Annotated in this window: 22 protein-coding genes; 11 read left to right on the top strand and 11 right to left on the bottom strand. The window is 50.8% G+C overall.

The features are described 5' to 3' along the window. Nucleotides 1-69 precede the first annotated feature (69 nt). The 4 genes from AC27IB_RS09770 to recG form a co-directional block, all read right to left on the bottom strand. Entirely contained in the window at nt 70-2,556 is a 2,487-nt protein-coding gene (locus tag AC27IB_RS09770) for a S8 family serine peptidase (RefSeq protein WP_296048019.1), read from the bottom strand. Between the two features lie 293 nt (nt 2,557-2,849). Beyond that, complete coding sequence (locus tag AC27IB_RS09765; protein WP_296048021.1) at nt 2,850-3,443, bottom strand: response regulator transcription factor; 594 nt, start codon at nt 3,441-3,443, stop codon at nt 2,850-2,852. Nucleotides 3,444-3,740: 297 nt separating this feature from the next. Next, on the bottom strand, nt 3,741-4,520 hold the full coding sequence (locus tag AC27IB_RS09760; protein WP_487120586.1) for a class I SAM-dependent methyltransferase: 780 nt from the start codon (nt 4,518-4,520) through the stop codon (nt 3,741-3,743). Further along, a complete protein-coding gene (gene recG / locus AC27IB_RS09755) occupies nt 4,513-6,594 on the bottom strand; it encodes an ATP-dependent DNA helicase RecG (protein ID WP_487120584.1) in 2,082 nt (693 codons plus the stop codon). Before recG ends, AC27IB_RS09760 begins: the two co-directional genes overlap by 8 nt. Before the next feature lie 178 nt (nt 6,595-6,772). Between recG and AC27IB_RS09750 the strand changes: the two genes are divergently transcribed. Together AC27IB_RS09750 and AC27IB_RS09745 are read left to right on the top strand one after the other, a co-directional pair. Beyond that, on the top strand, nt 6,773-7,339 hold the full coding sequence (locus AC27IB_RS09750) for a hypothetical protein (RefSeq protein ID WP_296048028.1): 567 nt from the start codon (nt 6,773-6,775) through the stop codon (nt 7,337-7,339). Between the two features lie 42 nt (nt 7,340-7,381). After that, the gene (locus AC27IB_RS09745; protein ID WP_487120581.1) at nt 7,382-7,996 is read left to right on the top strand and encodes an FMN-binding negative transcriptional regulator; all 615 of its coding nucleotides are present in this window, start codon (nt 7,382-7,384) and stop codon (nt 7,994-7,996) included. On the opposite strand, the gene AC27IB_RS09740 is transcribed toward AC27IB_RS09745, so the two are convergent. The 5 genes from AC27IB_RS09740 to gmk form a co-directional block, all read right to left on the bottom strand. Continuing rightward, on the bottom strand, nt 7,993-8,616 hold the full coding sequence (locus AC27IB_RS09740) for a peroxiredoxin-like family protein (protein WP_487120579.1): 624 nt from the start codon (nt 8,614-8,616) through the stop codon (nt 7,993-7,995). The two genes, AC27IB_RS09745 and AC27IB_RS09740, sit on opposite strands and share 4 nt — an antisense overlap. 107 nt (nt 8,617-8,723) lie before the next feature. Next, nucleotides 8,724-9,110: a RidA family protein gene (locus tag AC27IB_RS09735; RefSeq protein WP_296048038.1), complete on the bottom strand. Its 387-nt coding sequence runs from the start codon at nt 9,108-9,110 to the stop codon at nt 8,724-8,726. A gap of 16 nt (nt 9,111-9,126) precedes the next feature. Continuing rightward, nucleotides 9,127-11,235, bottom strand: coding sequence for a bifunctional GTP diphosphokinase/guanosine-3',5'-bis pyrophosphate 3'-pyrophosphohydrolase (spoT, locus tag AC27IB_RS09730; protein WP_487120577.1), 2,109 nt, complete (start codon nt 11,233-11,235; stop codon nt 9,127-9,129). Between the two features lie 138 nt (nt 11,236-11,373). Continuing rightward, nucleotides 11,374-11,646 (bottom strand): DNA-directed RNA polymerase subunit omega, encoded by a 273-nt coding sequence (gene rpoZ, locus AC27IB_RS09725; protein ID WP_296048043.1) that lies wholly within the window; start codon nt 11,644-11,646, stop codon nt 11,374-11,376. 82 nt (nt 11,647-11,728) lie between these two features. Continuing rightward, complete coding sequence (gene gmk, locus AC27IB_RS09720) at nt 11,729-12,370, bottom strand: guanylate kinase (protein WP_487120575.1); 642 nt, start codon at nt 12,368-12,370, stop codon at nt 11,729-11,731. A gap of 178 nt (nt 12,371-12,548) precedes the next feature. Between gmk and AC27IB_RS09715 the strand changes: the two genes are divergently transcribed. The 8 genes from AC27IB_RS09715 (at nt 12,549) to AC27IB_RS09680 (ending at nt 19,395) form a co-directional block, all read left to right on the top strand. After that, the gene (locus AC27IB_RS09715) at nt 12,549-13,217 is read left to right on the top strand and encodes an alpha/beta hydrolase (RefSeq protein WP_296048049.1); all 669 of its coding nucleotides are present in this window, start codon (nt 12,549-12,551) and stop codon (nt 13,215-13,217) included. Between the two features lie 120 nt (nt 13,218-13,337). Next, the gene (gene hemC, locus AC27IB_RS09710) at nt 13,338-14,267 is read left to right on the top strand and encodes a hydroxymethylbilane synthase (RefSeq protein WP_487120573.1); all 930 of its coding nucleotides are present in this window, start codon (nt 13,338-13,340) and stop codon (nt 14,265-14,267) included. Between the two features lie 5 nt (nt 14,268-14,272). After that, on the top strand, nt 14,273-14,986 hold the full coding sequence (locus AC27IB_RS09705; protein WP_296048051.1) for a uroporphyrinogen-III synthase: 714 nt from the start codon (nt 14,273-14,275) through the stop codon (nt 14,984-14,986). A 3-nt stretch (nt 14,987-14,989) separates the two neighbouring features. After that, nucleotides 14,990-16,183 carry a uroporphyrinogen-III C-methyltransferase gene (locus tag AC27IB_RS09700; RefSeq protein WP_296048054.1) on the top strand — a complete coding sequence of 398 codons (1,194 nt, stop codon included), beginning with the start codon at nt 14,990-14,992 and terminating at the stop codon, nt 16,181-16,183. Further along, nucleotides 16,180-17,349 (top strand): heme biosynthesis HemY N-terminal domain-containing protein, encoded by a 1,170-nt coding sequence (locus AC27IB_RS09695; protein WP_487120570.1) that lies wholly within the window; start codon nt 16,180-16,182, stop codon nt 17,347-17,349. Before AC27IB_RS09700 ends, AC27IB_RS09695 begins: the two co-directional genes overlap by 4 nt. Before the next feature lie 68 nt (nt 17,350-17,417). Further along, nucleotides 17,418-18,323, top strand: a complete 906-nt coding sequence (locus AC27IB_RS09690) for a winged helix-turn-helix domain-containing protein (protein ID WP_487120568.1) — start codon at nt 17,418-17,420, stop codon at nt 18,321-18,323. A gap of 127 nt (nt 18,324-18,450) precedes the next feature. Then, complete coding sequence (locus tag AC27IB_RS09685; RefSeq protein ID WP_296053730.1) at nt 18,451-18,852, top strand: hypothetical protein; 402 nt, start codon at nt 18,451-18,453, stop codon at nt 18,850-18,852. A gap of 9 nt (nt 18,853-18,861) precedes the next feature. Continuing rightward, complete coding sequence (locus tag AC27IB_RS09680; RefSeq protein WP_296053732.1) at nt 18,862-19,395, top strand: tetratricopeptide repeat protein; 534 nt, start codon at nt 18,862-18,864, stop codon at nt 19,393-19,395. A 32-nt stretch (nt 19,396-19,427) separates the two neighbouring features. Here AC27IB_RS09680 and feoB read toward each other — a convergent pair whose 3' ends face one another. Together feoB and AC27IB_RS09670 are read right to left on the bottom strand one after the other, a co-directional pair. Beyond that, nucleotides 19,428-21,248: a ferrous iron transporter B gene (gene feoB, locus AC27IB_RS09675; protein WP_487120566.1), complete on the bottom strand. Its 1,821-nt coding sequence runs from the start codon at nt 21,246-21,248 to the stop codon at nt 19,428-19,430. A gap of 37 nt (nt 21,249-21,285) precedes the next feature. Next, a complete protein-coding gene (locus tag AC27IB_RS09670; protein ID WP_296049429.1) occupies nt 21,286-21,519 on the bottom strand; it encodes a FeoA family protein in 234 nt (77 codons plus the stop codon). Nucleotides 21,520-21,816: 297 nt separating this feature from the next. On the opposite strand from AC27IB_RS09670, the gene AC27IB_RS09665 reads away from it, so the two are divergent. Further along, a complete protein-coding gene (locus AC27IB_RS09665; RefSeq protein ID WP_296049427.1) occupies nt 21,817-22,188 on the top strand; it encodes a VOC family protein in 372 nt (123 codons plus the stop codon). Nucleotides 22,189-22,242: the final 54 nt, after the last annotated feature.

Here is a 22,242-nt window from a genome sequence, read left to right as displayed (position 1 = left end):
TAAATTGTGAAATAAAAAAGCCCCCGTTAAACGGAGGCTTTATATTTTAGATTAGCCTATTTGACGTGCTTAAAAACTCACGGTCATTTCGTCTGAACAACCGCGGTCATCACAGATTTGATAGGTAAACTCTGTATCCGTAACATTGCGGGCAACGTCGCGGTATCTGCCAGTATTAGCTACCGTGGCTACAACCACACCGTTGCGAATAATATCCACGGTAGGTGCAGGTGTTGGGCGCCAGGTTAAGAAAGTCACCAGCGTACCATTAGGCCGCAATACTGAGCGACGAATGTCCGCAACAATGAAGGCGTCTGCAGGCTCTGAAACCGTTACCGTATCGGAGTAGGTGTCAGCCTGACCTTCTGAATCGGTTACCGTAAGTGAAACACTGTAGGTGCCTTCCGCAGCATAGGTATAAACCGGACTCATTGACGACGAAGTACCGCCGTCACCGAAACTCCAGTCCCAGCTAACAATATCATCGTCTGCGTCGGTACTGGTGTCAGTAAAGGTTGCGGTTAATTCATCAGTGCTAACCTCGAAGCCAGCAACCGGCGGTGCGCTGGTCACTTCACCCAGGGCCTGGAAGCTCAGTGACCAACTGTTCAGGGTACCTAAATCCTGACCGGCATTATCAGATATCGACAACACCCAGTCGCCCGTTATCATTTCGCCATTGAAACTATCAACAGAGTAGGTAGCTACAATATCATCATCACTGCTTCCTGAGCGGTTATGCAGATTCACTGTGGTGCCAGACGGCGAGGTCAGGTCAACAATCAAATCACCAATCCAGGTATGAGTAATATCCACACTCACTTCAGTACCAAACACGGTATACGGGTCTGTTATGGAAATGGTTGAGGTGATACCTGTTGCATCGTTATCCGGAATTGAAGCAGGCGTGGTATTCGAGTAGGAAACATCAATCAGACCCGCCGGCAATACGGTTAAGGTAACGGTTTGCGAGCGTTCAAGCTCGTCACTTACGGCCGTGACCACAAACTGGTAATCACCCCATGGCGTTTCATCGGTGGTAGGCGTAAATAATGTCACTTCATCACCCGGCATCGCCGAGGTTGAAGAGAAGCTTGCGCCGCCCAGAGGATCGGTTACTGAGAAGGTGACTTCTCCCGACCAGTCCGCTATAGAACTGATAGAGAAAACGAATTCCCCGGTGTCACCAGCGGTTACTTCCATGGTTGAGTCTGCCACCCCAAGACCAAAGCCAGGTTGTGGATCGGCGCCAAGTAATGCGTTATAAACATTAAGACGCTTACCGGATACGGTTCTGCCGGTCAGGAAGGTGTTATCATCACCGGTTTCCATCAGTAAGGCTTTTACTTCGGTAGCCGAAAGGGTTGGATTAACCGACCAAACCAGTGCTGCAGCACCTGCAACGTGAGGTGTGGCCATGGAAGTACCAGAAGCGTAAACGTAGCTATCGTCTACATAGGTTGAGCCGATATCCGTGCCCGGAGCCCCCATATCAACCGACACCAGCCCGTAGGAATACCCCGAATCACCATCGTTATGGTTTGTACTGGCAACCGCTAATACGTTATCGACCTCATAGCTGGAAGGATAGTGAGGGCTGTTATCGTTATTCACCCCATCGTTACCGGCTGCGGCCACAAACAGAATGTCAGCATCCGCAGCGGCCTGAATAGACGCTTCCAGTGCAGCACTGAACGAACCACCGCCCCAACTGTTGTTGAGCGCTTTGATGTTAACGCCATCTTCTTTGAGCGCTACCATATAATCAATACAGGCAATAGCACCTTCGGTTGAACCAAAGCCATCGGCGGCGAGGAATTTACAGCCAACAATGGAGACGTCGTGGTTAACCCCTACCACCCCAATGCTGTTATTCCCTTCGGCACCAATAGTGCCCGATACGTGCGTACCATGCCCCTGGTCGTCATAGGGATCTGAATCGCCATTGACCGTATCGATACCGTAGATATCATCCACGTAACCATTGCCGTCGTCATCAATACCGTTACCCGCAATTTCACCCGGGTTCATCCACATATTGTTAACCAAATCAGGATGGTCGTACTGTACACCTGTATCAATAACACCAACCACAACATCACTGCTGCCGGTTGAAATATCCCAGGCTTCGGCCGCGTCTATGTCGGCATCCGGGGTACCACCGGTCTGACCGGTATTATTCATGGCATACAGCAACTCATAGAATTCGTCGTTAGGCGTTGCGTCAATAGACCAGATGAAATTAGGCTCAGCGATAGCCACCGCCGGATTGCCTTTCAGTTTCTTAATAGCCTCTTTTACCGGCATGCCTTTAAGCTGAAATTTAGCAATCCGTCCTTTGAGGAGGTGACTGAATTTGTCGTCTCGCCCGTCGGCATTCATGTCTGCGATACTGGCCCCCACGAGGGCACGTGCCGAGCGCTTGTCGGCGGAAGTAGCGGATTCTTTATAAACTACAATAATAGAATCGTCCTTGAACTTTACAGTTTCTGCAGCAGCACTAAAGCCCAACGCAGGCAACATAGCCAGCGTTAAAGCAGTAAGTTTTGTTTTCATAATTATTCTTCCAACAATAAAAAACGCTTACAGGGTAAGCGTGATAGGTTCCTTCGAATCGATTGTGGAACTGCGACAATCCACGTTCATTTTTGGCACAACCCATAAGGGATTGCTAGTTAGGAGGAGTAATTTACAAAAAATGTATTAGTTATCTGCGTCAGGCACTTTTTTAGTAGTACCTTTATACTAGAAGCAGGTTAAATCAGGCATCCAGACACTTGTGCACCAGTGAAAACCGTCCCTGGCGCTGCTTAGCTGGTAAGGAAAGTCTGCTGTACCCGGTAAGGCAACTAGCTGAAAACGCTGCTCGACCAGGCAACCAGTTCCACGCGATTTCGCGAGTTAGTTTTGCGGAATATGCTGTAGATATGGGTTTTTACGGTATTCACACTAATATGCAGGGTATCAGCAATCTCCTGATTCTGTGCGCCTTTGGATACGAGCAACAGAATATTCTTTTCCCGTTTGGTTAAACCCGCCTGCTGTACCATTTGCTGTACCTGCATACTTTGTATCGCTGCCGCCGGGTCGTTCTTATCCCGCAACTGACGGAAAGCACGGTTTATCGTGTCTCGCTTAAACCACACGTCAAACTTATTCAGACGGTGGATCCCCTTGAGTAAAAGCTCGGGTTTATCCGTCGCATAAAACACCCCTTCGGCGCCGGCCATTAACAGGGTGAGCTCGTCTAAAGCGCCCGGTGTTACGTTAAAGAAGACCCAACGACCACTGCGCGTGCAACAACTAAGCAGCTCGCACAAATTGGTTGTTAACTTAATATCAATAAAGATCAGCTGCGCCGGTTCGGCAGCCGTCGGCAGACTCTCAACGCCTTCCACACAGGAGGTAGTATAGCCGCAGGTTTCCACTAACCGCTTTAACAAGCAATTAGTGCCTGCCATAGCGCTACAATTAGCGGGAACGACAAAACATACCGAATTGGTATTCGTCACAGTCAATGCAATTCTCCAGACTTCCTTTGGTTTTTGCAGATAACGAGGTTGAGAGTTGTGGATTTCGCTTCGTGCCGCAGCGTTACTTCCTTGCCGCGATGAAGCAAATCGTATACTTACTATACCTGTTACCGGCTAAATGTACATCCTTTGTACAGCTAAAATTACAATGCCAATATAAATATTTCGCTATATAAATCAGTATATTGAACTTTTACGAGCGTAGAATCAAACGTTTTTAATATACACATCGAAGCGATGTTTCTTACTGCTGATTGCCATCGATGGTTTTTTCTCCGCCAATAACGGGGCACTATTCGGCCGTTTAACCACTACTCGCTTTGCCGCGGCATGCAGCGCTGCTGGTAGCAGTAAATCAGCATCCTCATCCGCACCGAGCATCACCTGGAACAGACGCATTTCCTTTTTGACCAGGGCCGATTTCTTGCGGTGGGGGAACATCGGGTCGAGGTACACCGCGTCCACGCTGGCGGGCGCCAGTTGGTGCATGTAATCGCAACTGTTGGCATGATATAGCACAAACTGCTTCGCCAGCTCTGGTTCCTGCCGGGCCAGGCGACGCAAGCCATCCGCTAGTAACAAATAGGCCACCGGCGAGCGCTCAATCATAATCACATGAGCACCCAGTGCAGCCAGGACAAACGCATCCCGGCCAAGGCCTGGCGTGGCATCCAGAACGGTGATTGACTGACTGGCTTTAAGACCCACCGCTTTGGCAATCGGCTCTTTACTGCCCCCTCCATGCTGACGCCGGTACTGACTCTGGCCGGATAAGAAATCAACGCTCACACCGGTGCTGTTGGCCACCGTTAAATCCATTAGCTGCAGAGTATCAGCAACGATCTCCAGTACCAGAGCATCGCTGACATCGGCCTCGCTAACCGTAGCAATACCCACCGAACTGCTCAGCGAAATTAACTGTTGTTCAACTTCAGAGGGCGCAGCCTGTTGCTGTGCAGACAGGCGTAGTCGCGGTAAATCAGGCATGACCATAGTGCTCCTTCTGCCCTATCCAACGATTAATAATGGCCTGGGCGCGGGCCGGATATTCCGCCCACAGGCGGTTAGCGATTTCCTGGACCTGAGGAATGAGTGGCGCATCGCGTACAATATCCGCAATTTTCAGTTCTGCAATCCCCGTTTGACGGGTGCCCATAAGTTCACCCGGGCCTCTTATTTCAAGGTCCTGCTGGGCAATATAGAAACCGTCATTAGACTCCCGCAGCACCGCCAGGCGTTTGGTTGCCGTTTTCGATAAGGGGCTTTGATACATTAATACACAGTGACTTTCCACCGCGCCACGGCCAACCCGTCCGCGCAACTGGTGTAGCTGAGCCAGGCCCAACCGTTCCGGGTTTTCAATTATCATTAAGCTGGCATTAGGCACATCCACGCCCACTTCAATAACCGTGGTCGCCACCAGCAAATCAAGCTCGCCCGACTTAAATGCGCCCATGATAGCCTGCTTCTCGGCAGCCTTTAATCGCCCGTGAACCAGACCAATCTGCAGGTCGGGCAGGGCGGTTTTTAAAATAACGGCGGTATCTTCGGCGGCCTGACACTGTAATACCTCAGACTCATCGATAAGCGTACACACCCAGTATGCCTGGCGCCCCTGGTGCTGACAGGCTTCGCGCACCCGCTCGATAACATCAGCGCGGCGCGAGTCTGGCAAAGCCACGGTTTTTACTGGTGTTCGGCCAGGCGGTAGTTCATCAATAACAGAGGTGTCCAAATCGGCATAGGCTGTCATGGCAAGGGTGCGCGGAATCGGCGTAGCCGTCATAATTAACTGATGGGGAAAACGCCCCTGTTGCTCACCTTTTTCGCGCAGCGCCAGACGCTGATGTACGCCAAAACGGTGCTGCTCATCCACAATCACCAGCGCCAGCTGATCATAGGTTACCTGTTCCTGAAAAATGGCATGGGTGCCCACCAGCATTTGCACCTCACCACTTGCCAGGCGTTGCAGTACTTCGGTGCGTTGTTTGCCTTTCAGTTTTCCGGCCAGCCAGCCCACCTCAATGCCCAGTGGTGCCAGCCAGTCCCTGAAGTTATTAGCATGCTGTTCAGCCAGCAGTTCGGTGGGAGCCATCAGCGCTACCTGATAACCACCGCCAATAGCCGACAACGCCGCCAGTGCAGCCACCAGGGTTTTACCAGACCCCACATCGCCCTGCACCAGCCTCATCATCGGCCGGCTGCGCGCCATATCCTGCTGTATATCGGTGGTTACCCGCTGCTGGGCGCCGGTGGGTTTAAAAGGCAGCGCGGCCAGTAATTTGTTCACCAGAGCATGGTCAACGTTTATCGCAATACCGGGTTGTGCATCACTTTGCTGACGTACTTTTAACACACTCAGATGCTGCGCCAGCAGTTCTTCCAGGATCAGCCGCATCTGGGCCGGATGTTCGCCATTTTCCAGTTCCTGCAACACCACATCCGGGGGTGGCCGGTGCACCAGGGTAAGTGCTTCCACCAGGCTGACTTGCTGCTGATACATGCCATCGGGTAATAAATCTGACAGGCCGCCTTTTTTGAGGATATCCAGCGCCTGATCAGTAAGGTTACGCAAGGTAAGCTGCTTCACCCCCTCGGTAGTAGGATAAACCGGCGTAAGGGTCTCCTCCATGGGCGCAGCATCGTCTTCAATCAGCATAAATTCGGGGTGCATCATTTCCAGCCCCCACTTGCCTGTGCGCACTTCACCGAAAGCCCGGATCTGATTGCCCGGTGACATCATGGTGCGTTGCAGGGCACCAAAATGAAAAAATCGCAGCGTTATGGTGCCGGTTCCATCGGAGAGTTTTACCACCAGCATGCGCTTTTTGCCGTACTGAATATCCGCCGATTTCACTTCACCGAGGATACTGACATGTGTGAAAGGCAGGCAATCACCAATGGGGTAAATGCGAGTGCGATCTTCATAACGTGCAGGCAGATGGAAAAGCACATCCTGCACGGTTACCAGATTAATTTTAGCCAGTTTCTCCGCCACTTTGGCACCAACGCCCTTGAGCTGGGTAATTGGCATGGTGGCAAGAGGCTGTTCAGACCGCATGTGAGTGTGATTCCTTACTTTTAGAGGCATATTAAATCAAGCGCTTAGGCATTGCGAGCTTCAATCGCCCCACGCGCTTATTCCGGCTGGGGCTACTACCTTAATTGTTCTAAAGTACCCTTTCGCCGTGACGTCTCGCGTCTATAGTTAGTTAAAGACCGACTTTCTGGATGCCCGTATGAACCTGTTACCCCTTGCCACCCTGCTATTGACGCTGGCCGGATTGAGCCTACCGATGGCTTCAGCGCATTCAGACGACCCGCTTTCAGGCGAGAAACGCATTATATTAAAAGGCAATAAAGGCGAGCAACTGAACATTGGCAGCGTCACGTTTGTGCCAAAGGGCAAAACGGTGAGTTACACAATCACTATCGATCATACGCACTTTACCGATTACTTTTTATCGATGAAGGAAATGAAGTGCCTTGAAGGCCCTGAGCTCTGGTGTCACCTGCCTTACCCCTATGAGCAGCCACGTACCGTTAGTGCTGATAATTTTAGCTGGCTGGCCCACGACCTGCTGTTTATGTACAAGAAAAAAGGCGAATTTGGCGCCAATTTCTGGAATGGTATTTATTATCAGATGAAAATTGAAAACGGCCGGATCCTCGGCGTTGCTCAGGCTGTCGATTTAAATCAACTGGCCGCGCCGCCCGACGATCTGTCTACGCCCCCCTTTGGCGAATTTGAAAGAACCGATATTGAACCCCAACCGCGCTTTTTGCCCTTTGTGGAAATTCGCTGATCACGTATTATCAATGGCTACTACTCATGTCAGAGAACCTTTATGTTTGTTCCGTCGGCCTTTTCTTTTACCGATACCGAGGCACAATTAGCCTTCATTAAAGCACATCCGTTTGCTGTACTGACCACCCCCGATCTACAGGCAACCCATTTGCCCTTGCTGGTTCGGCAACAGGGAGACGAGCTCCTTCTGGTGGGTCACCTGGCCCGGGCCAATCCACACTGGCAGTCTCTGGACAACACTCCGGCACTGGCGGTATTTAGCGGCCCCCACGCCTATATCTCGCCTAAGTGGTATGCCAGCGAGCCGAATGTGCCCACCTGGAACTATACTGCGGTTCACGCCAGGGGCACAGTGAGTGTGATGGACGACCAGGACTTACCGGCCGCTTTAGACGAACTAATGGAAGCGTTTGAGCCTGACTATAACCGCAACACACTCAATACGTCACTTATCGACTACCAGCAAAAACTGATCCGGGGAATTGTTGGTATAACGCTATCGGTAGACAGTTTGCAGGGCGTGCGCAAACTCGGGCAACACAAGAAAGTGGCAGATAGGGCTGGCGTGAGTAAGGGGCTTAAAGCCTGTGGCGATCATGAGTCGCTGGCGCTGCTCGACTACATGCAGCGCCACAATCTTGGCTATGCGGATTAACGTTCGCTGGCAAGTACTTCAGCTACCGACAGGATCAGTTGTGCCGAGGGGCGTACTTTGAAGTCCGGGTTCACATAGGTAAATTCTACCAACCCTTGCTGATTAACAATAAACACGCCTGGTGCCGGCAGTACCGGTGTTCCGGTATCATCTTTGGTCAGGGCGATATTGTAGTCGTCGTATTTCTTTGCTGTGGCGTCATCAACGTAAAATCCAACGCCGAATTCACGTAAGGCATCCAGATTCACATCAGATAACTGCTGGACTTTCATTTCGGTTTCAAGCTCCTGAGACTGCAGCGCTGCCGGTGTTTGCGGCGAAATTGCCAAAATTTGATAACCTAAATCAAGCAGTTGATCTTCTATCGTCTGTAATTCGCCAAACTGCCGGTTGCAGTAGGGGCACCAGCCGCCGCGATAAAACAGGATAATGGCGGGTTTACTCATGGTAAGCGCATTGAGGCTCACCGGGCTGCCATCGGGAAACTGCAAAGTCACGGCAGGGACTTTCATACCATTAAGCAGCGGCGTCACCGCGTTGGCCTGGGGAGCTAATGCTTTAGCAGAAGCGCCAAGTGGCAATAATAAACACAGCAGAATAAAGAAAAGCTTTTGTCGCATAGAGGTTCTCGTTAGATGTTTAAGCAATAGAAACCAAAAAGACCCGCAAGCGGGCCTTTTTCTTTCATCACGATTTAATCTAACCTATGAAGGGTTAGTGATGAGTATCACTCCGGCAGTTCCATCACGCCGTCGATTTCAATTTGAGCGCCTTTCGGTAACTCTTTAATGCCAATTGCTGCGCGTGCAGGATAAGGCTTGGCAAAGTACTTAGACATAATTTCGTTTACGGTAGCGAAATGACCAAGGTCAAGTAAGTAAATGTTTACTTTCACCAGATCATTGGTGGTACCGCCAGCGGCTTCACATACGGCTTTGATGTTTTCGAACACCTGTGTGGCCTGCTCGGCAAAATCCTGAGATACCAGCTCCATGGTGGTGGGTACTAATGGGATCTGACCAGACAGGTACACAGTGGTACCAGCTTTAACGGCCTGACTGTAGGTACCAATTGCTGCTGGCGCCTGATCGGTTTGAATAATCGACTTTGCCATGATGAGTCCTTCTCAATTAATGGTGACGCGACTGGCTGTGTCGCGACACCCGTTGTACTTCCGGCATGATGCGAATTTTGCGCATTACGTTGGCCAGATGTACCCGGTTATAAGTGGTTAATTCAAGATCTACAAAGTAGATATTGCTTTCTTTTTCCTCGGTTTGCAGCCCGATAATATTCGAGTCGCACGAGGCAATATTATTGGTCAGTGTAGCCAGTGTACCCTGATGATTAAACAGCTCAATACGTAGAGATGCTTTAAATTCACCCTGCGGCTCTTCATCCCAGGTCATTTGCAATACCCGTTGTGGCTCTTCTTTGGCCAGCTTACGAATATTCGGGCACCCATTCTGATGAATGGTCATGCCTTTACCCGGGCTCAGCACCGAAACAATTTCGTCATCCGGGATGGGGTGACAGCAACGTGCGTAAGTCACCAGCAGGCCTTCCGTACCACGAATAGCCACGTTGCCTTTTTTATCCGGAATGTCTTCGTTTTCGCCTAGCAGACGCCGGGCAACTATGGCGCTTAACTCATTCCCCAGACCAATGTCCACCAACAGATCTTCAAAAGATTCATGCTTGGTTTCTGCCACTACGCGGTCTATCGATTCCTGACTAATGTCGTCCAGTTTAACCGCGCCAAGGGCATGACGTAGCAAGCGGTTACCCATGGTCAGGGCTTCCTGAGAGCGTTGTTTGCGCAGATACTGCCTGATCCGCGTGCGCGCCCGGGCACTCACCACAAAGTTAAGCCAGTTGGCATTCGGCTTGGCTCTGGGTGAGGTAATAATTTCTACCGTCTGACCGTTTTGCAGCGGCTTACTCAAACTGTAATTACGCCGCTCAACCCGCACGCCCACACAGGTGTTACCAATGTCGGAGTGCACCGCGTAAGCAAAGTCCACCGCTGTAGCACCCGCCGGTAATTCAATAATCCGGCCGTCCGGTGTGAACACATAGATTTCATCCGGGAACAGGTCGGTTTTAACGCTTTCAATAAATTCAAAAGACGAACTGGCGCTTTGTTGCAGTTCCAGTAACGACTGCATCCATTTACGTGCGCGCAACTGAGCAGTAGTGCCATCACTGGACTCTTTGTACATCCAGTGGGCGGCTACGCCTTTATCCGCCATCTGATCCATGGCCTGAGTCCGAATCTGTACTTCTACCGGAATACCATGAGGCCCCACTAGAGACGTGTGCAACGACTGATAACCGTTGGTCCGCGGAATCGCGATGTAATCCTTAAAGCGTGTTTCAATGGGCTTATACAACCCATGCATTGCGCCTAAGGAGCGATAGCAGTCATCCACTGTATTCACCACAATGCGAAACGCATAGATGTCCATCACTTCGTTGAACATCTTTTCTTTGTTTTTCATCTTGCGATAAATGGAATACAGGTGCTTTTCGCGACCCACCACCGTGGCTTCAATGTTATAGCCTTCCAAACGGGTACCCAGTTCCTGGCGGATATTCTCGATAATTTCCTTGCGATTCCCCCGGGCCTGCTTGACCGCGGATTTAAGCGCGCGATGGCGCATGGGGTACATAGCCTGAAAACCGAGGTCTTCCAGTTCGTTTTTAATATCGTGAATACCCAGACGGTGGGCAATAGGCGAATAGATTTCGAGGGTTTCCAGCGCAATACGACGGCGTTTATCGGGGCGTAATGAGCCCAGCGTGCGCATATTGTGCGTGCGATCGGCCAGCTTGATCAGGATAACGCGAATATCCTGCACCATGGCCATCATCATTTTGCGAAAGTTCTCGGCCTGGGCTTCCTGCTTAGTGCTAAAGGCAATTTTATCGAGTTTACTGACGCCTTCCACCAAATCGGCCACTGTGTCGCCAAAGGCGTCAGCCAGATCTTCCTGACTGTAATGAGTGTCTTCGATAACGTCGTGCAGAAGCGCCGCCATGAGGGTTTCATGGTCGAGGTGCATGTCAGCCAGAATGCTGGTTACTGCAACCGGGTGGGTGATGTAAGGATCACCACTGGATCGCATCTGGCCATCATGGGCTTCGTGTGCCAATACAAAAGCATCCTGAACGAGCTGAACCCGTTCCGGTGGCAGGTATTCGGCAATTTTTTGTTTTAACCCTTCAAACAGATACACGTGTGTAGCGCATTTCCAATAATTTCAAGCGTTTTTCAAGAATACGGTGAAACGCGTCGGTTTCCAACGAAAAACGCCAGTGTTTCTTATAAAAGACACACTGGCGCTGTCAATTTGTGCTTCCGAGGGCTACCCGTTTTACTGATCAGACAGAATATTTGCTACTGAAGCAAACTCAGCGTGTTCCTGATCCTGTTGGTCACGCAGCTCGTCTTGCTCAAGGGTTTCAGAGGTAACTAACCCTTTTTCGATTTCGCGCAGAGCGATAACCGTAGGCTTATCGTTACTCACATCAACCATAGGATCTTTGCCTTCGGTGGCGATTTGGCGGGCACGGCGTGCAGCAACCAATACCAGATCAAAACGGTTACCAACTTTATCTACTGCATCTTCGACTGTTACGCGAGCCATGAAAATCTCCGATTCGAACAAAAATATTAAAAAAATGGCCGCGTAGTATACAACAAGCCATACTCAATTGGGTAGTAATAAATCACTCAGCGCTTAATAAACTCTCAATCAGCGGCTGATGGCGGGCTTTTTGTTTGGCCGTGCGCAAGCGCTGGGCTTCAACGATACAACTTAATTCCTGCAAGGTTTCAGAAAACTCATCATTCACCAGCACATAGTCAAACTCGTCGTAGTGTGACATTTCAGACACCGCTTCCGCCATGCGCTTATCAATCACGCTTTGCTCATCCTGCCCACGGCTAACCAGCCTTTCGCGCAGCGTTTCGGTAGACGGCGGCAGAATAAAAATGCTGCAGGTGTCCGGCATCAAAGCTTTTACCTGACGGGCGCCTTGCCAGTCAATATCCAAAAATACGTCGATGCCCTGACTCAGCGTGTTCTCAATGGTAATTCGCGAGGTACCATAATAATTACCAAACACTTCGGCATATTCAAAAAACGCCTGCTGGGCAATGAGTGCCTCAAACTGTTCACGGCTAACGAAGTGATAATGTTCACCATCTACTTCGCCGGGGCGAGGTGCCCGGGTAGTATGCGACACGGAAACTTGCTTCGGATTAAAGTTTACATCCGGCGCTTTAGACAGCAGCGCTTTTATCAAACTGGATTTACCGGCGCCAGAAGGGGCGGCCAAAATAAACAGATTGCCGAGTTGTGTCGTCATAATGGTGATCTATGCTTCTTTTTCTGGGTGATGTTATAGGGCGAAAGTGTAGCACACTCGGCGTCGACATAAACGCCGCAGCAACAATATTCATCAATACCGGTAAGACCATTGTACCTATGGTCAGTGAGTGTTAATTTTAACCTGTAATAACAATAGCAAAAGGAACTATCGGTCAATGAGCAGTGCACTACCTTATATCGAAACCAATCCGGTCTCTGAGATTAAAGCCACCGTTATCTGGTTACACGGGCTGGGCGATTCCGGCCATGGTTTTGCGCCGATTGTCCCGGAGTTAAGATTACCGGATTCCCTGGGCGTACGCTTTGTTTTCCCTCACGCTCCCGAGCGCCCGGTGACCATTAATGGCGGCATGCGCATGCGCGCCTGGTACGATATTAAATCCATGGACTTCGACAAGCGTGCCGACCTCACCGGCGTCAGAGAATCCGCCGAGCAGGTAGAGCAGCTCATTGAAGCGGAAATCAGGAATGGCGTACCGCCGGAAAAAATCATCCTGGCTGGTTTCTCTCAGGGCGGCGTGATTGCGCTGCACCTTGGCCCACGCTTCAGCCAGTCTCTTGGCGGTATCATGGGGTTATCTACTTACATGTGTCAGCCGGAATTATTGGCTGAAGAGGCTCATCCTGCTAATCAGCAAACGCCCGTCTTCATGGCCCACGGCGAAATGGACGACGTAGTGCCGGTTGCCATGGGCAAAGCCGCCTATGACACGCTCACAGCAAACCAGTATGCCGTAAGCTGGCAAACCTATCGCATGCAGCACAATGTCAATATGGATGAGATTAACGCCATTAGTCAGTGGTTGCAGGCTCGCTTGGCATAGATCAAATACCGGCGGTATAACATCGCCTGTCCCTGCAAAATCGTTTACACTTTGCGCTTTAGCGCTGCTGATTTTCGGGCGGCGCAGTGATTGAATTAAACATTAAAGGCGAATATTGCAGTGAAGTCCTCCCGCACTATCCGAATAGCCACCCGTAAAAGTGCCCTGGCCATGTGGCAGGCCGAATATGTTCAGGCACAGTTACTCAAGCATCACCCTGACTGCACTGTCGAACTGGTACCCATGTCTACCCAGGGCGATCGTATTCTCGATACACCACTGGCCAAGATTGGTGGTAAAGGCTTATTTATCAAAGAGCTCGAAATTGCCATGCTGGAAGGGCGCGCCGATATTGCCGTGCATTCCATGAAAGATGTGCCGGTAGAGTTTCCGGCTGAATTCGGCCTCCATGCTATCTGCCCGCGGGAAAATCCATTCGACGCTTTTGTCTCGAATACCTTCGGCAGTATTGACGAACTGCCGGCCGGCGCTGTCGTTGGCACCAGTAGCTTACGCCGCCAGTGTCAGTTAAAGCATTTGCGCCCCGATTTAGTCATCAAAGATCTGCGCGGCAACGTTAATACCCGACTGGCCAAACTGGACGCCGGCGACTACGACGCCATTATTCTGGCCTGTGCCGGCCTTATCCGTCTGGGTATGGAGAACCGCATTACCCAGCCTATTCCTAAGGAGCAATCGTTACCCGCAGTGGGGCAGGGCGCCGTGGGCATTGAATGCCGCAACGACGATGCCGAGCTCATTGAGCTATTGGCCGCGCTTAACGATACCGACACAGCTTCCAGAGTGATTGCCGAACGCGCCATGAATGAACGCCTTGAGGGCGGTTGTCAGGTACCTATCGGGAGTTTTGCCACCCTTGCGGATGACACGCTGTCGCTTACCGGTATGGTAGGTTCTGCCGACGGTCAAACCCTTTTATATGCGAGTACCGAAGGCCACCGCGATAATGCCGTGGCACTGGGGAAAGAAGTTGCTGAGTCGTTGCTGGAGCAGGGCGCCGGTGACATCTTAAAGGCGCTGCATCAGTAACCGCTATGTATCTGATTACCCGGCCGCTCGCAAAATTAGCCACCACTGACTCGGCGTTTGCCGGGGCCGGGCTATCAGCGAGCGTGATTGCCTTGCAGCGAACCATTGAACTCGCTGAAGGCATTCCCCGGTTACAGGCTTTACTGGCGGCCCACCCGGATGCCATTGTTGTGGTCACCAGCACCGCCGCCGCCATACCGCTGGCAGAACATCTGGCCACTCACCCTATCAATCAGCCGGTGATTGCCGTTGGTCAGAGTACCGCAGGGATTCTGACCCACGCTGGTTTAACCCCCATTGTGCCCACAGCTGAAAATTCAGAAGGGGTGCTCGCTTTACCTTTGCTCAATGATTGCGCCAATAGGCACATTTTGTTATTAAAGGGTAAAGGCGGGCGCACTACAATCCCGGAACAATTAACCCTACGCGGTGCCAGGCTAAACGAGGTGGTTCTTTACGAACGAGTGCCATTAATTCCCCCTGTATTTAGCCGGACCTGTAACTGGACACAACTGGCGGGCATTATTGCCACCAGTAGCGAACAGGCCCAGGCACTAATAAAACAATTTAATACCCAGCCGCTAACCGGTGTAAAATGGTTAACGGTCAGTGAGCGCATAGCGCAACAACTTCATCAATATGGTATTCGGCAAGCAGATGTTTGCCCCAAAGCCAGCGACGAAGCGCTCATTACATGGATTCAGCAGAATTGGGAGTGATATATGGCTGATCAGCAGCAACCAAACCAAGAGCAACCCAAGCAGTTGCCCGACGCAGCCAGCAGTAAAGCCTCTGCGGCTAAGACCGCTGCGCCCAAAAGCACTTCTGCCAAACCCGAGTCTGCAGATTCATCATCCCCCAAAACAGCCAAAACCGGCCTGTTATGGTTAGTTACCTTGCTAAACCTGCTATTACTGGGCGGTGCGGCCTATGGCGGTTACTGGTACTTTAATCAGCACAGCGTCACCCAGACCAAACTCGACTCACTGCGCAGCGAGCTCAACAATGAGCTTGGCCAGAAACACAGTCAGATAGCCAGCAAAGCCTCAACACTTGAGCAGCAACTCAGTGCGCAGGCAGCCGCCACCCAGGACGTACTGGACGGTGAAGCCGCCCAACAAGCCACCGTGGAGCAACTGGAGAATCAATTGCAGGGCGCACTGGCACAAATACAGGAATTAGACGGGCGCAGGCCTACCGACTGGTTAATAGCCGAAGCCGATTACCTGGTGCGCATGGCGGGCCGTAAAATGTGGCTCGAGAAGGATTTGCGCACGGCTATTATGCTGCTGGGCAATGCCGACCAGCGCTTGAAATCATTAGCTGATCCGTCGGTTCTGCCGGTAAGAGCCTTAATCGCCCAGGACATACAGGCCCTTCAACAGGTCAACCCCGTATCAGAAGTGTCGGTAGCGCTAGCCCTCGACGGACTGGTTAAACAAGTTGATAAGCTGGCCATTATCACGCCTAAAGAAGCCAATGAATTTACCAGTGAAGCCGTCAGCGACTCGGCCAGCGACTGGAAGCAAAATCTGCTCAATGTGTGGCGCTCACTGGTGGATGACTTTATTCGCATTGAATACCGTGACGAGCCGGTTGAACCAATGATGACAGCGCAACAGGAATGGCTCTCCCGTGAGCAAATAAAACTGGCGCTACAACAGGCCCAGGCGGCAGCACTGGCAAGTGAACAAACGTTGTATGAGGCATCCATTGAGCGGGCAACGGCGATCATCAGTGACGACTATATCCTGTCAAACAGCGATGTTTCAGGTTTTCAAAGTGCTCTGAGCCAATTAAAAAATACTGACATCAGCAAAGCTATTCCTACTGAACTCAGTTCCCAGGCGGCACTGGAGTCGTTACTCGACAGCCGGGTAAAACGTGTGTTCGGCGAAGGAGCCAGCGCACTATGAAGAAGCTTATCTATTTATTAATTATTGTGGCGGTGTGTCTGGCCGCAATGATTGCCGCGCCGTCTTTGGTGGGCGACAAAGGCTATGTGATGATCCAAATGGGCAACCTGGTACTTGAAACCAGTGTGGTGGCTCTGGGTATTATGCTATTTATTGGCCTGGTGGGCTGGATCATCATCTCCACTGTATTCAGCCGTACCTGGAGTTTAACCAGACGATCTGGCAACTGGTTTGGTAATCGTTCACGGCGTAAAACACAAAAGGCCTTTTATCGCAGTATTCAGGCGCTCGCAGAAGGTGACTGGGAGGCCGCTACTAAAGCCGCGGATCAGGCCGAAAATGGCGAGTTTGAAGGGGTAAATTATCTGGTTTCAGCGCAGGCCGCCGTTGCCAGAGGGCGTAAGGATACTGCTGAGCGTAAACTCAACGAAGCCGCTGATTATGAGAGTTCGGCGCTGGCCGCGAGAGTTACCCTGGCGCGTATGGCGCTGGCCGAAGGTCAGCCAGGCGATGCCTTAAAGGAGCTGGCTCAGCTCAGCGATAAACAACAGGCCACAGCACCCGCCATAAAATTAAAAGTGCAGGCCCTGGCAGAGAGTAACCAGTGGGCGAAACTGGAAGAGGAGCTGGGCAATTATAAGAAAGTCCTGGGCGACGATTACGCCAAGTGGTCTAAGCAAATCGCTAAGGGTCGCCTGGCGGAAGTGGCCAGTAAACAGGGTGCGATTGCCTTAAAATCCTTTTGGGACAACCTGCCGCGCAAGCAGCGTAATGATATTGGCTATCAGGCAGCCTATGCAGAGCAACTGCTTGCTCAGGGCATGCATCAGGAAGCTCAGACGGTATTGCTGGACTGGCAGAAACGCGGTCCTCATCCACAGCTATTGCCACTGCTGAAAGGCTTACAGTTACCCAACCCTGCGCCTGCCATTAAGGCACTGGAAAAATGGATTAAGGCCAATGAAGAAAACCAGGAGTTATATCTGGTGCTTGGCCATGTAGCGTACAACGCCGGCGACAATATGCTGGCCAACAAAGCCCTGCAGAAAGCCATGAAGCTTAATCCCACTCAGGAAGGTTTGCTGTTACTGGCTGAGATAAACGAAAAGGCCAATAACCGCGAATCGGCGATGGCCTTTTATAAACAAAGTCTGAAACTTCAGTAATCTGTATTGGCTCGCGACTAACCGCGCGAACGATATAGAGCTATGTTTTCGGGCTTGTGAGTAGGCTTATGCATGGATTTACTCTCGCTTTAACCATTATGATTGCGATGCTGATCGTCGCGCCACGACTCGCCGCCGCGGCCTCAAAAAGTACTGAACTCAACGAATACCTGCAAAGTGAGTTGCAGTATATTGCAACCTTAAATGAGCGCAGTGATATAGCAGGCACCAGACTTTATATCTCTGCTTCGCCAGTTATCACCAGTGCAATGATTTGGGATAGCAATGGTGAACAACGCTATCCGACCAACGCACAGGTACTCCATGTACTGGATCAGCAGGTTATCGCTGCTGAAAAACGATTAACAGCACTGGCAGAGCGTGCTCATCCCTGGCGGGCAGAAAAAGTCGATGCATCGGGTGCTGAATTATTTTACTGCTATCGAACGCAGCAGCTCGTGTGCGCGCTGCTCAATGTTGAGCAACTGGCCTCTTTACTGTCTGTCTCGGCTAATCAGATCAATCAGCAACTCCTGGTCACCGGCGCAGAATCGCCAAACCATAGCTGGCTCATTGCCGGTCTGATGTTCCTGGTTATATCGGGCATCTGCGTTTTCTTCTGGCGCCGCCAAAGCCCTGCAATCACCAAAGTACCACTCCCCCAGGAAACCGGGTTTACCTTGGGCGATCTGACTGTCTACCCGCGACAACTGCGTGGTTTACGGCAAGACTTAGCCATTGACCTCACAGACAGGGACGTAAAGTTACTGCAGCATTTCGCCAGTCACCCTTGCGAAGTCGTTACAAAACAAGAATTGTACGATGCAGCATGGGGCCGGGAATTTATTCAAAATAGCCGGGCGCTGGAACAACACATCATCACCTTACGTAAAAAATTGGACCCCGAAAAAAAGCGGCCCAAAATCATCGAAACCGTACACGGTCAGGGATACCGATTTAGCCCTCCCGCATAAGTCTTTATCCGCATTTTTAGCGCCATTTTGCAAATTTCTTGCGAATTACTTCGCCTTTTCTGGCATATCCGGTTGCCGTTTCAGGTCCAATGTCCTGGCCGATTAACTCGCAACAAAAGGTATCATAATGTCCTGGATTGGAATTTGGTCAGAACACGCACAAACTTATCTGTTGGTCATAGCGCTCATCACGTTTTTCGCTTTTAGCCTGCCGCTGTTTTTTAAGCCTTGTCTGTGGGCAAAGCTTTTACTGTGGAAGATTCCTGATGACACACATCTGACAATATACTTTGGAAGGTGTTTGGGGGCTTTTGCCATCGTCACCAATATCATGTTTATGCAAGCCGCTATTTATAACCTTGGCACGCCCTTTATCTATCAGTTCTTTATTCTGTTTTGTATTTTGATGGTTATCGTACACATTTGGGGGGCTTTGCTGCGTATTCAGCCTGTTACAGAAACGATTGAAACGGGGTTCTGGGCATTGTTACTGGTGCTCAATGTGTTGTTTTACCCTGTTCAGCTATAAGGGGCCGCAATGATGAAAATCTTTCTTTATGTCTCGGTGCTAATGATTTTCCTGCCTCTCAAGAGCGCAGCTCAATTTCTCGATGGCGAGATAGACGACTATGGCGGCGCCTTAAATCCCACAGACTTTTCCTGGCATTACTATCAGGAACAAATGGACCGTTTTCCTGACCGCATAGGCACCATTTGCTATAACGCTTACCTGCTCGACAAGGGGGGCTTACACAGCGATAGTGAAAAGTTTCTGATTCAGTGCGCGCAACGAGGTTCAACTTCGGCCATGATCTATTTAGCGCTGCTCTATGAACAAGGCACCATCAGAGCCCCACAACCCGTATTGTCCACCCAATGGCTGGCTAAAGCTGCGAAGGCCGGTAACCCGATTGCCCAGTATCACTATGGCATGGCACTGATAAAAGGCGCAGGCGTAACCGAACAACCGGAATCAGGTATACAGTGGATTGCCAAAGCAGCGAAGCAGGGCGAAGTGTTAGCCATAAAGCATTTAGCAGAGACTCGCTGCCTGAGTGCGCATTGCCAGTAACACTGCTGATGTATTATATATTGAGCGGTCTGTTAAAGCAGACCGCCAATTTGATTCACGGCCACCGCTATCACGTAAGCCAACAGCCCGTAAGCCACATACAGCCCCCATGACAACTTGCTGCTACCGCTTTCACCTTTTAGCATGGCAACGGTTGCCACGCACTGCAGTGCAACCACGTAGAACAACATTAGGCCCAGTCCGGCTTCGGTAGTCATGCCATCTGCCTGTACCCGTTCAGCAAGGCCGGCCACGTCTTCATCGGCGCCTTCCAAACCAAACAGCGTGCCCAGCGCGCCAACAAACACTTCACGGGCCAGGAACGACATTAAAATTGCCACGCCATAGCGCCAGTCCAGTCCCATTGGCGTAAAGATGGGTTCGATAACATGACCAATCTGCCCTAACCAGGAATCCTGCAAGGTAGAATTAAGCGGAAAGTAGCCGAGGATCCAGATGCCAACAGAGACCATGAAAATAATAGGACCGGCACGTTTGATAAACATGATTCCACTGTTTACGACTCGCTGGAATAGCGGCTTCCAGTGCGGCAGACGATAAGTCGGCAACTCCAGAATAAACGGCATATCGGTTTTTTCCAGATCCCGGGGTAAGAAGCGATTGAGGATCTGACTGACCACCAGCGCCATGAAAATACCAAAGAAATACAAGCCAAAAAATGCCGCACCCTGCATATTAAAAATGCCCAGGAAGGTTTCATTAGCGGGCACCAACACGGCTACCAACAGAGCATAAACCGGCAATCTTGCCGAACAAGACATCAGTGGGATGGTGAGCATGGTGATCAGGCGCTTGTGGGGCGACTCTATGGTTCGCGCTGCCATGATGGCCGGAATGGCACAGGCATGGCCGGATAAATAAGGAATAAAACTACGACCGGACAACCCAAAAAAGCTCAGCGGCCGGTGGCACATCAATGCCGCCCGGGCCAGATAGCCGGAGTCTTCCAGCAAACCGATGATCAGCGTAAGAACCATTATCTGTGGCACAAACACTAAGAAGGAACCGAAGCCACCAAAGATGGCATCGTTAATAAAGTCGTGAACCACGCCTTCCGCGGTCACCGCCCCCACACCGCCGGCCAGTGTTTCAATAAAGCTTTCCACACCGTCCATTAGTGGTGTAGCCAGCGTAAAGATACTCTGGAACAACACAAACATCACGGCAATAAAGATAATGCCACCGGTCCAGTTGTTGAGCATGAAGTTATCAATACGGTTTTGATTTTTGAGCACAATATCATGCTGAATACCAAATTCCGTGGCCAGTTCCTGACTACGCTCAGCTACCTCTTCATGGGCTGTCCCGTCGGTGGTGGCGAAACGCTCAGGTTCGCCAGCCATGCCCAACAAGCTCTGTTTAAACTCGTGCAGACCGTCCAGAGAGCGGGCAGACAGGGCCAGTACCGGGCTGCCCAGCGCTTTGGATAAACCTTCGGCATCAATATTCTCACCAACACGCTTCACTTCATCAATAAAGTTGAGCGCAAACATCACCGGTTTATTATGCTCAAAAGCCAGTCGCTGAACCTGCAACCCCATCACCAGGCTTTGCGCCAGACGCGTAGCGTCGAGTACCACCAGCACCATAGACGTGTCGTCATCGGCAACTGAGCGTTGAATCTCATCCACGGCAATAATTTCGTCACGGGTCAGACCGTTTAACGAATACGCGCCGGGCAAATCGACCAGCTCGAACTTATCGCACTTGCCGCGCGTGATTTCGACGGTAATACCTGGGTAGTTTGCGACTTTCTGGCGTAACCCGGTGAGCTGGTTAAAGAGCAGACTCTTACCACAATTGGGTTTACCTACCATTAAAATGCGTTGCATGAATACGGCTGTCCTGAATCTAAACTAACTGGATATTTCAGTCAGTGGGGGAAATCTGAATACGGGTGGCGAGGTCGTGCTCCATAGCAAAAACACTTCCACCTAACTGCATGACCATTGGCCCACCTAATGGACCACGTCGGATACACTGGACTTTGCGGCCTGAAGAAAGCCCCATTTCACCCAGACGGGCAATAATTTGTTGATCGAGGGAGGCGTCAATTTGTGTCACCGTGGCAGACTTTGACTTACCTAATTCCCATAACGTCATACTAAATAACACCTAATCAGTGGCACCTGTTGGCCAAAACTGTGCAGCGGTTACCCGCGCACCACTTAAATAACAATCATTCCCATTTAGACTACCAGAATTTGACCAGTCAGGCTATAGCAGACCGGGTTTTGTTAACGGCTGATAGACTATTTGTTGAGATTAATTTGTTTTCCCCCATATCCAGATAAGAACAAAGACCTGTTGAGGATGGATAATTTTTCATTCCTGACCGGGATGTCTTGCTCTACACTATTTTGCAAGCCAATGGGGCCTGTTAATAACAAGGAATTTTACATGATTGCTTACACTATCGTTGGTACTAACAATATTGAAAAGGCCGCTGCCTTTTACGACGAACTACTCAGTCTGGCTGGCGCTCAACGCGCAATTGATGCACCACGCATGATTGCCTGGGGCAATAACCCCGCCGCACCGATGTTCGCCATCGCAACCCCTTATGATGAAAAGCCAGCGACCGTGGGTAACGGTAGCATGGTAGCAATTGCCGCTACTGATCCTGATCAGGTAAATGCGTTTTATACCAAGGCCATAGAGCTTGGCGGCACCACAGAAGGGGAGCCTGGCGTTCGCATGGAAGCCTACTACTGTGCTTATGTCCGCGATCTCGACGGCAACAAACTGAATTTCTTCTGCATGGCAAAATAAGTATCGCCCATAAAAAAGCCACCTCAAAGAGGTGGCTCAACCGTCGTGAGTCAA

This window comes from Alteromonas sp. 4NH20-0104 (assembly GCF_057547795.1).
This window is presented reverse-complemented; position numbering and strand designations above follow the sequence as displayed.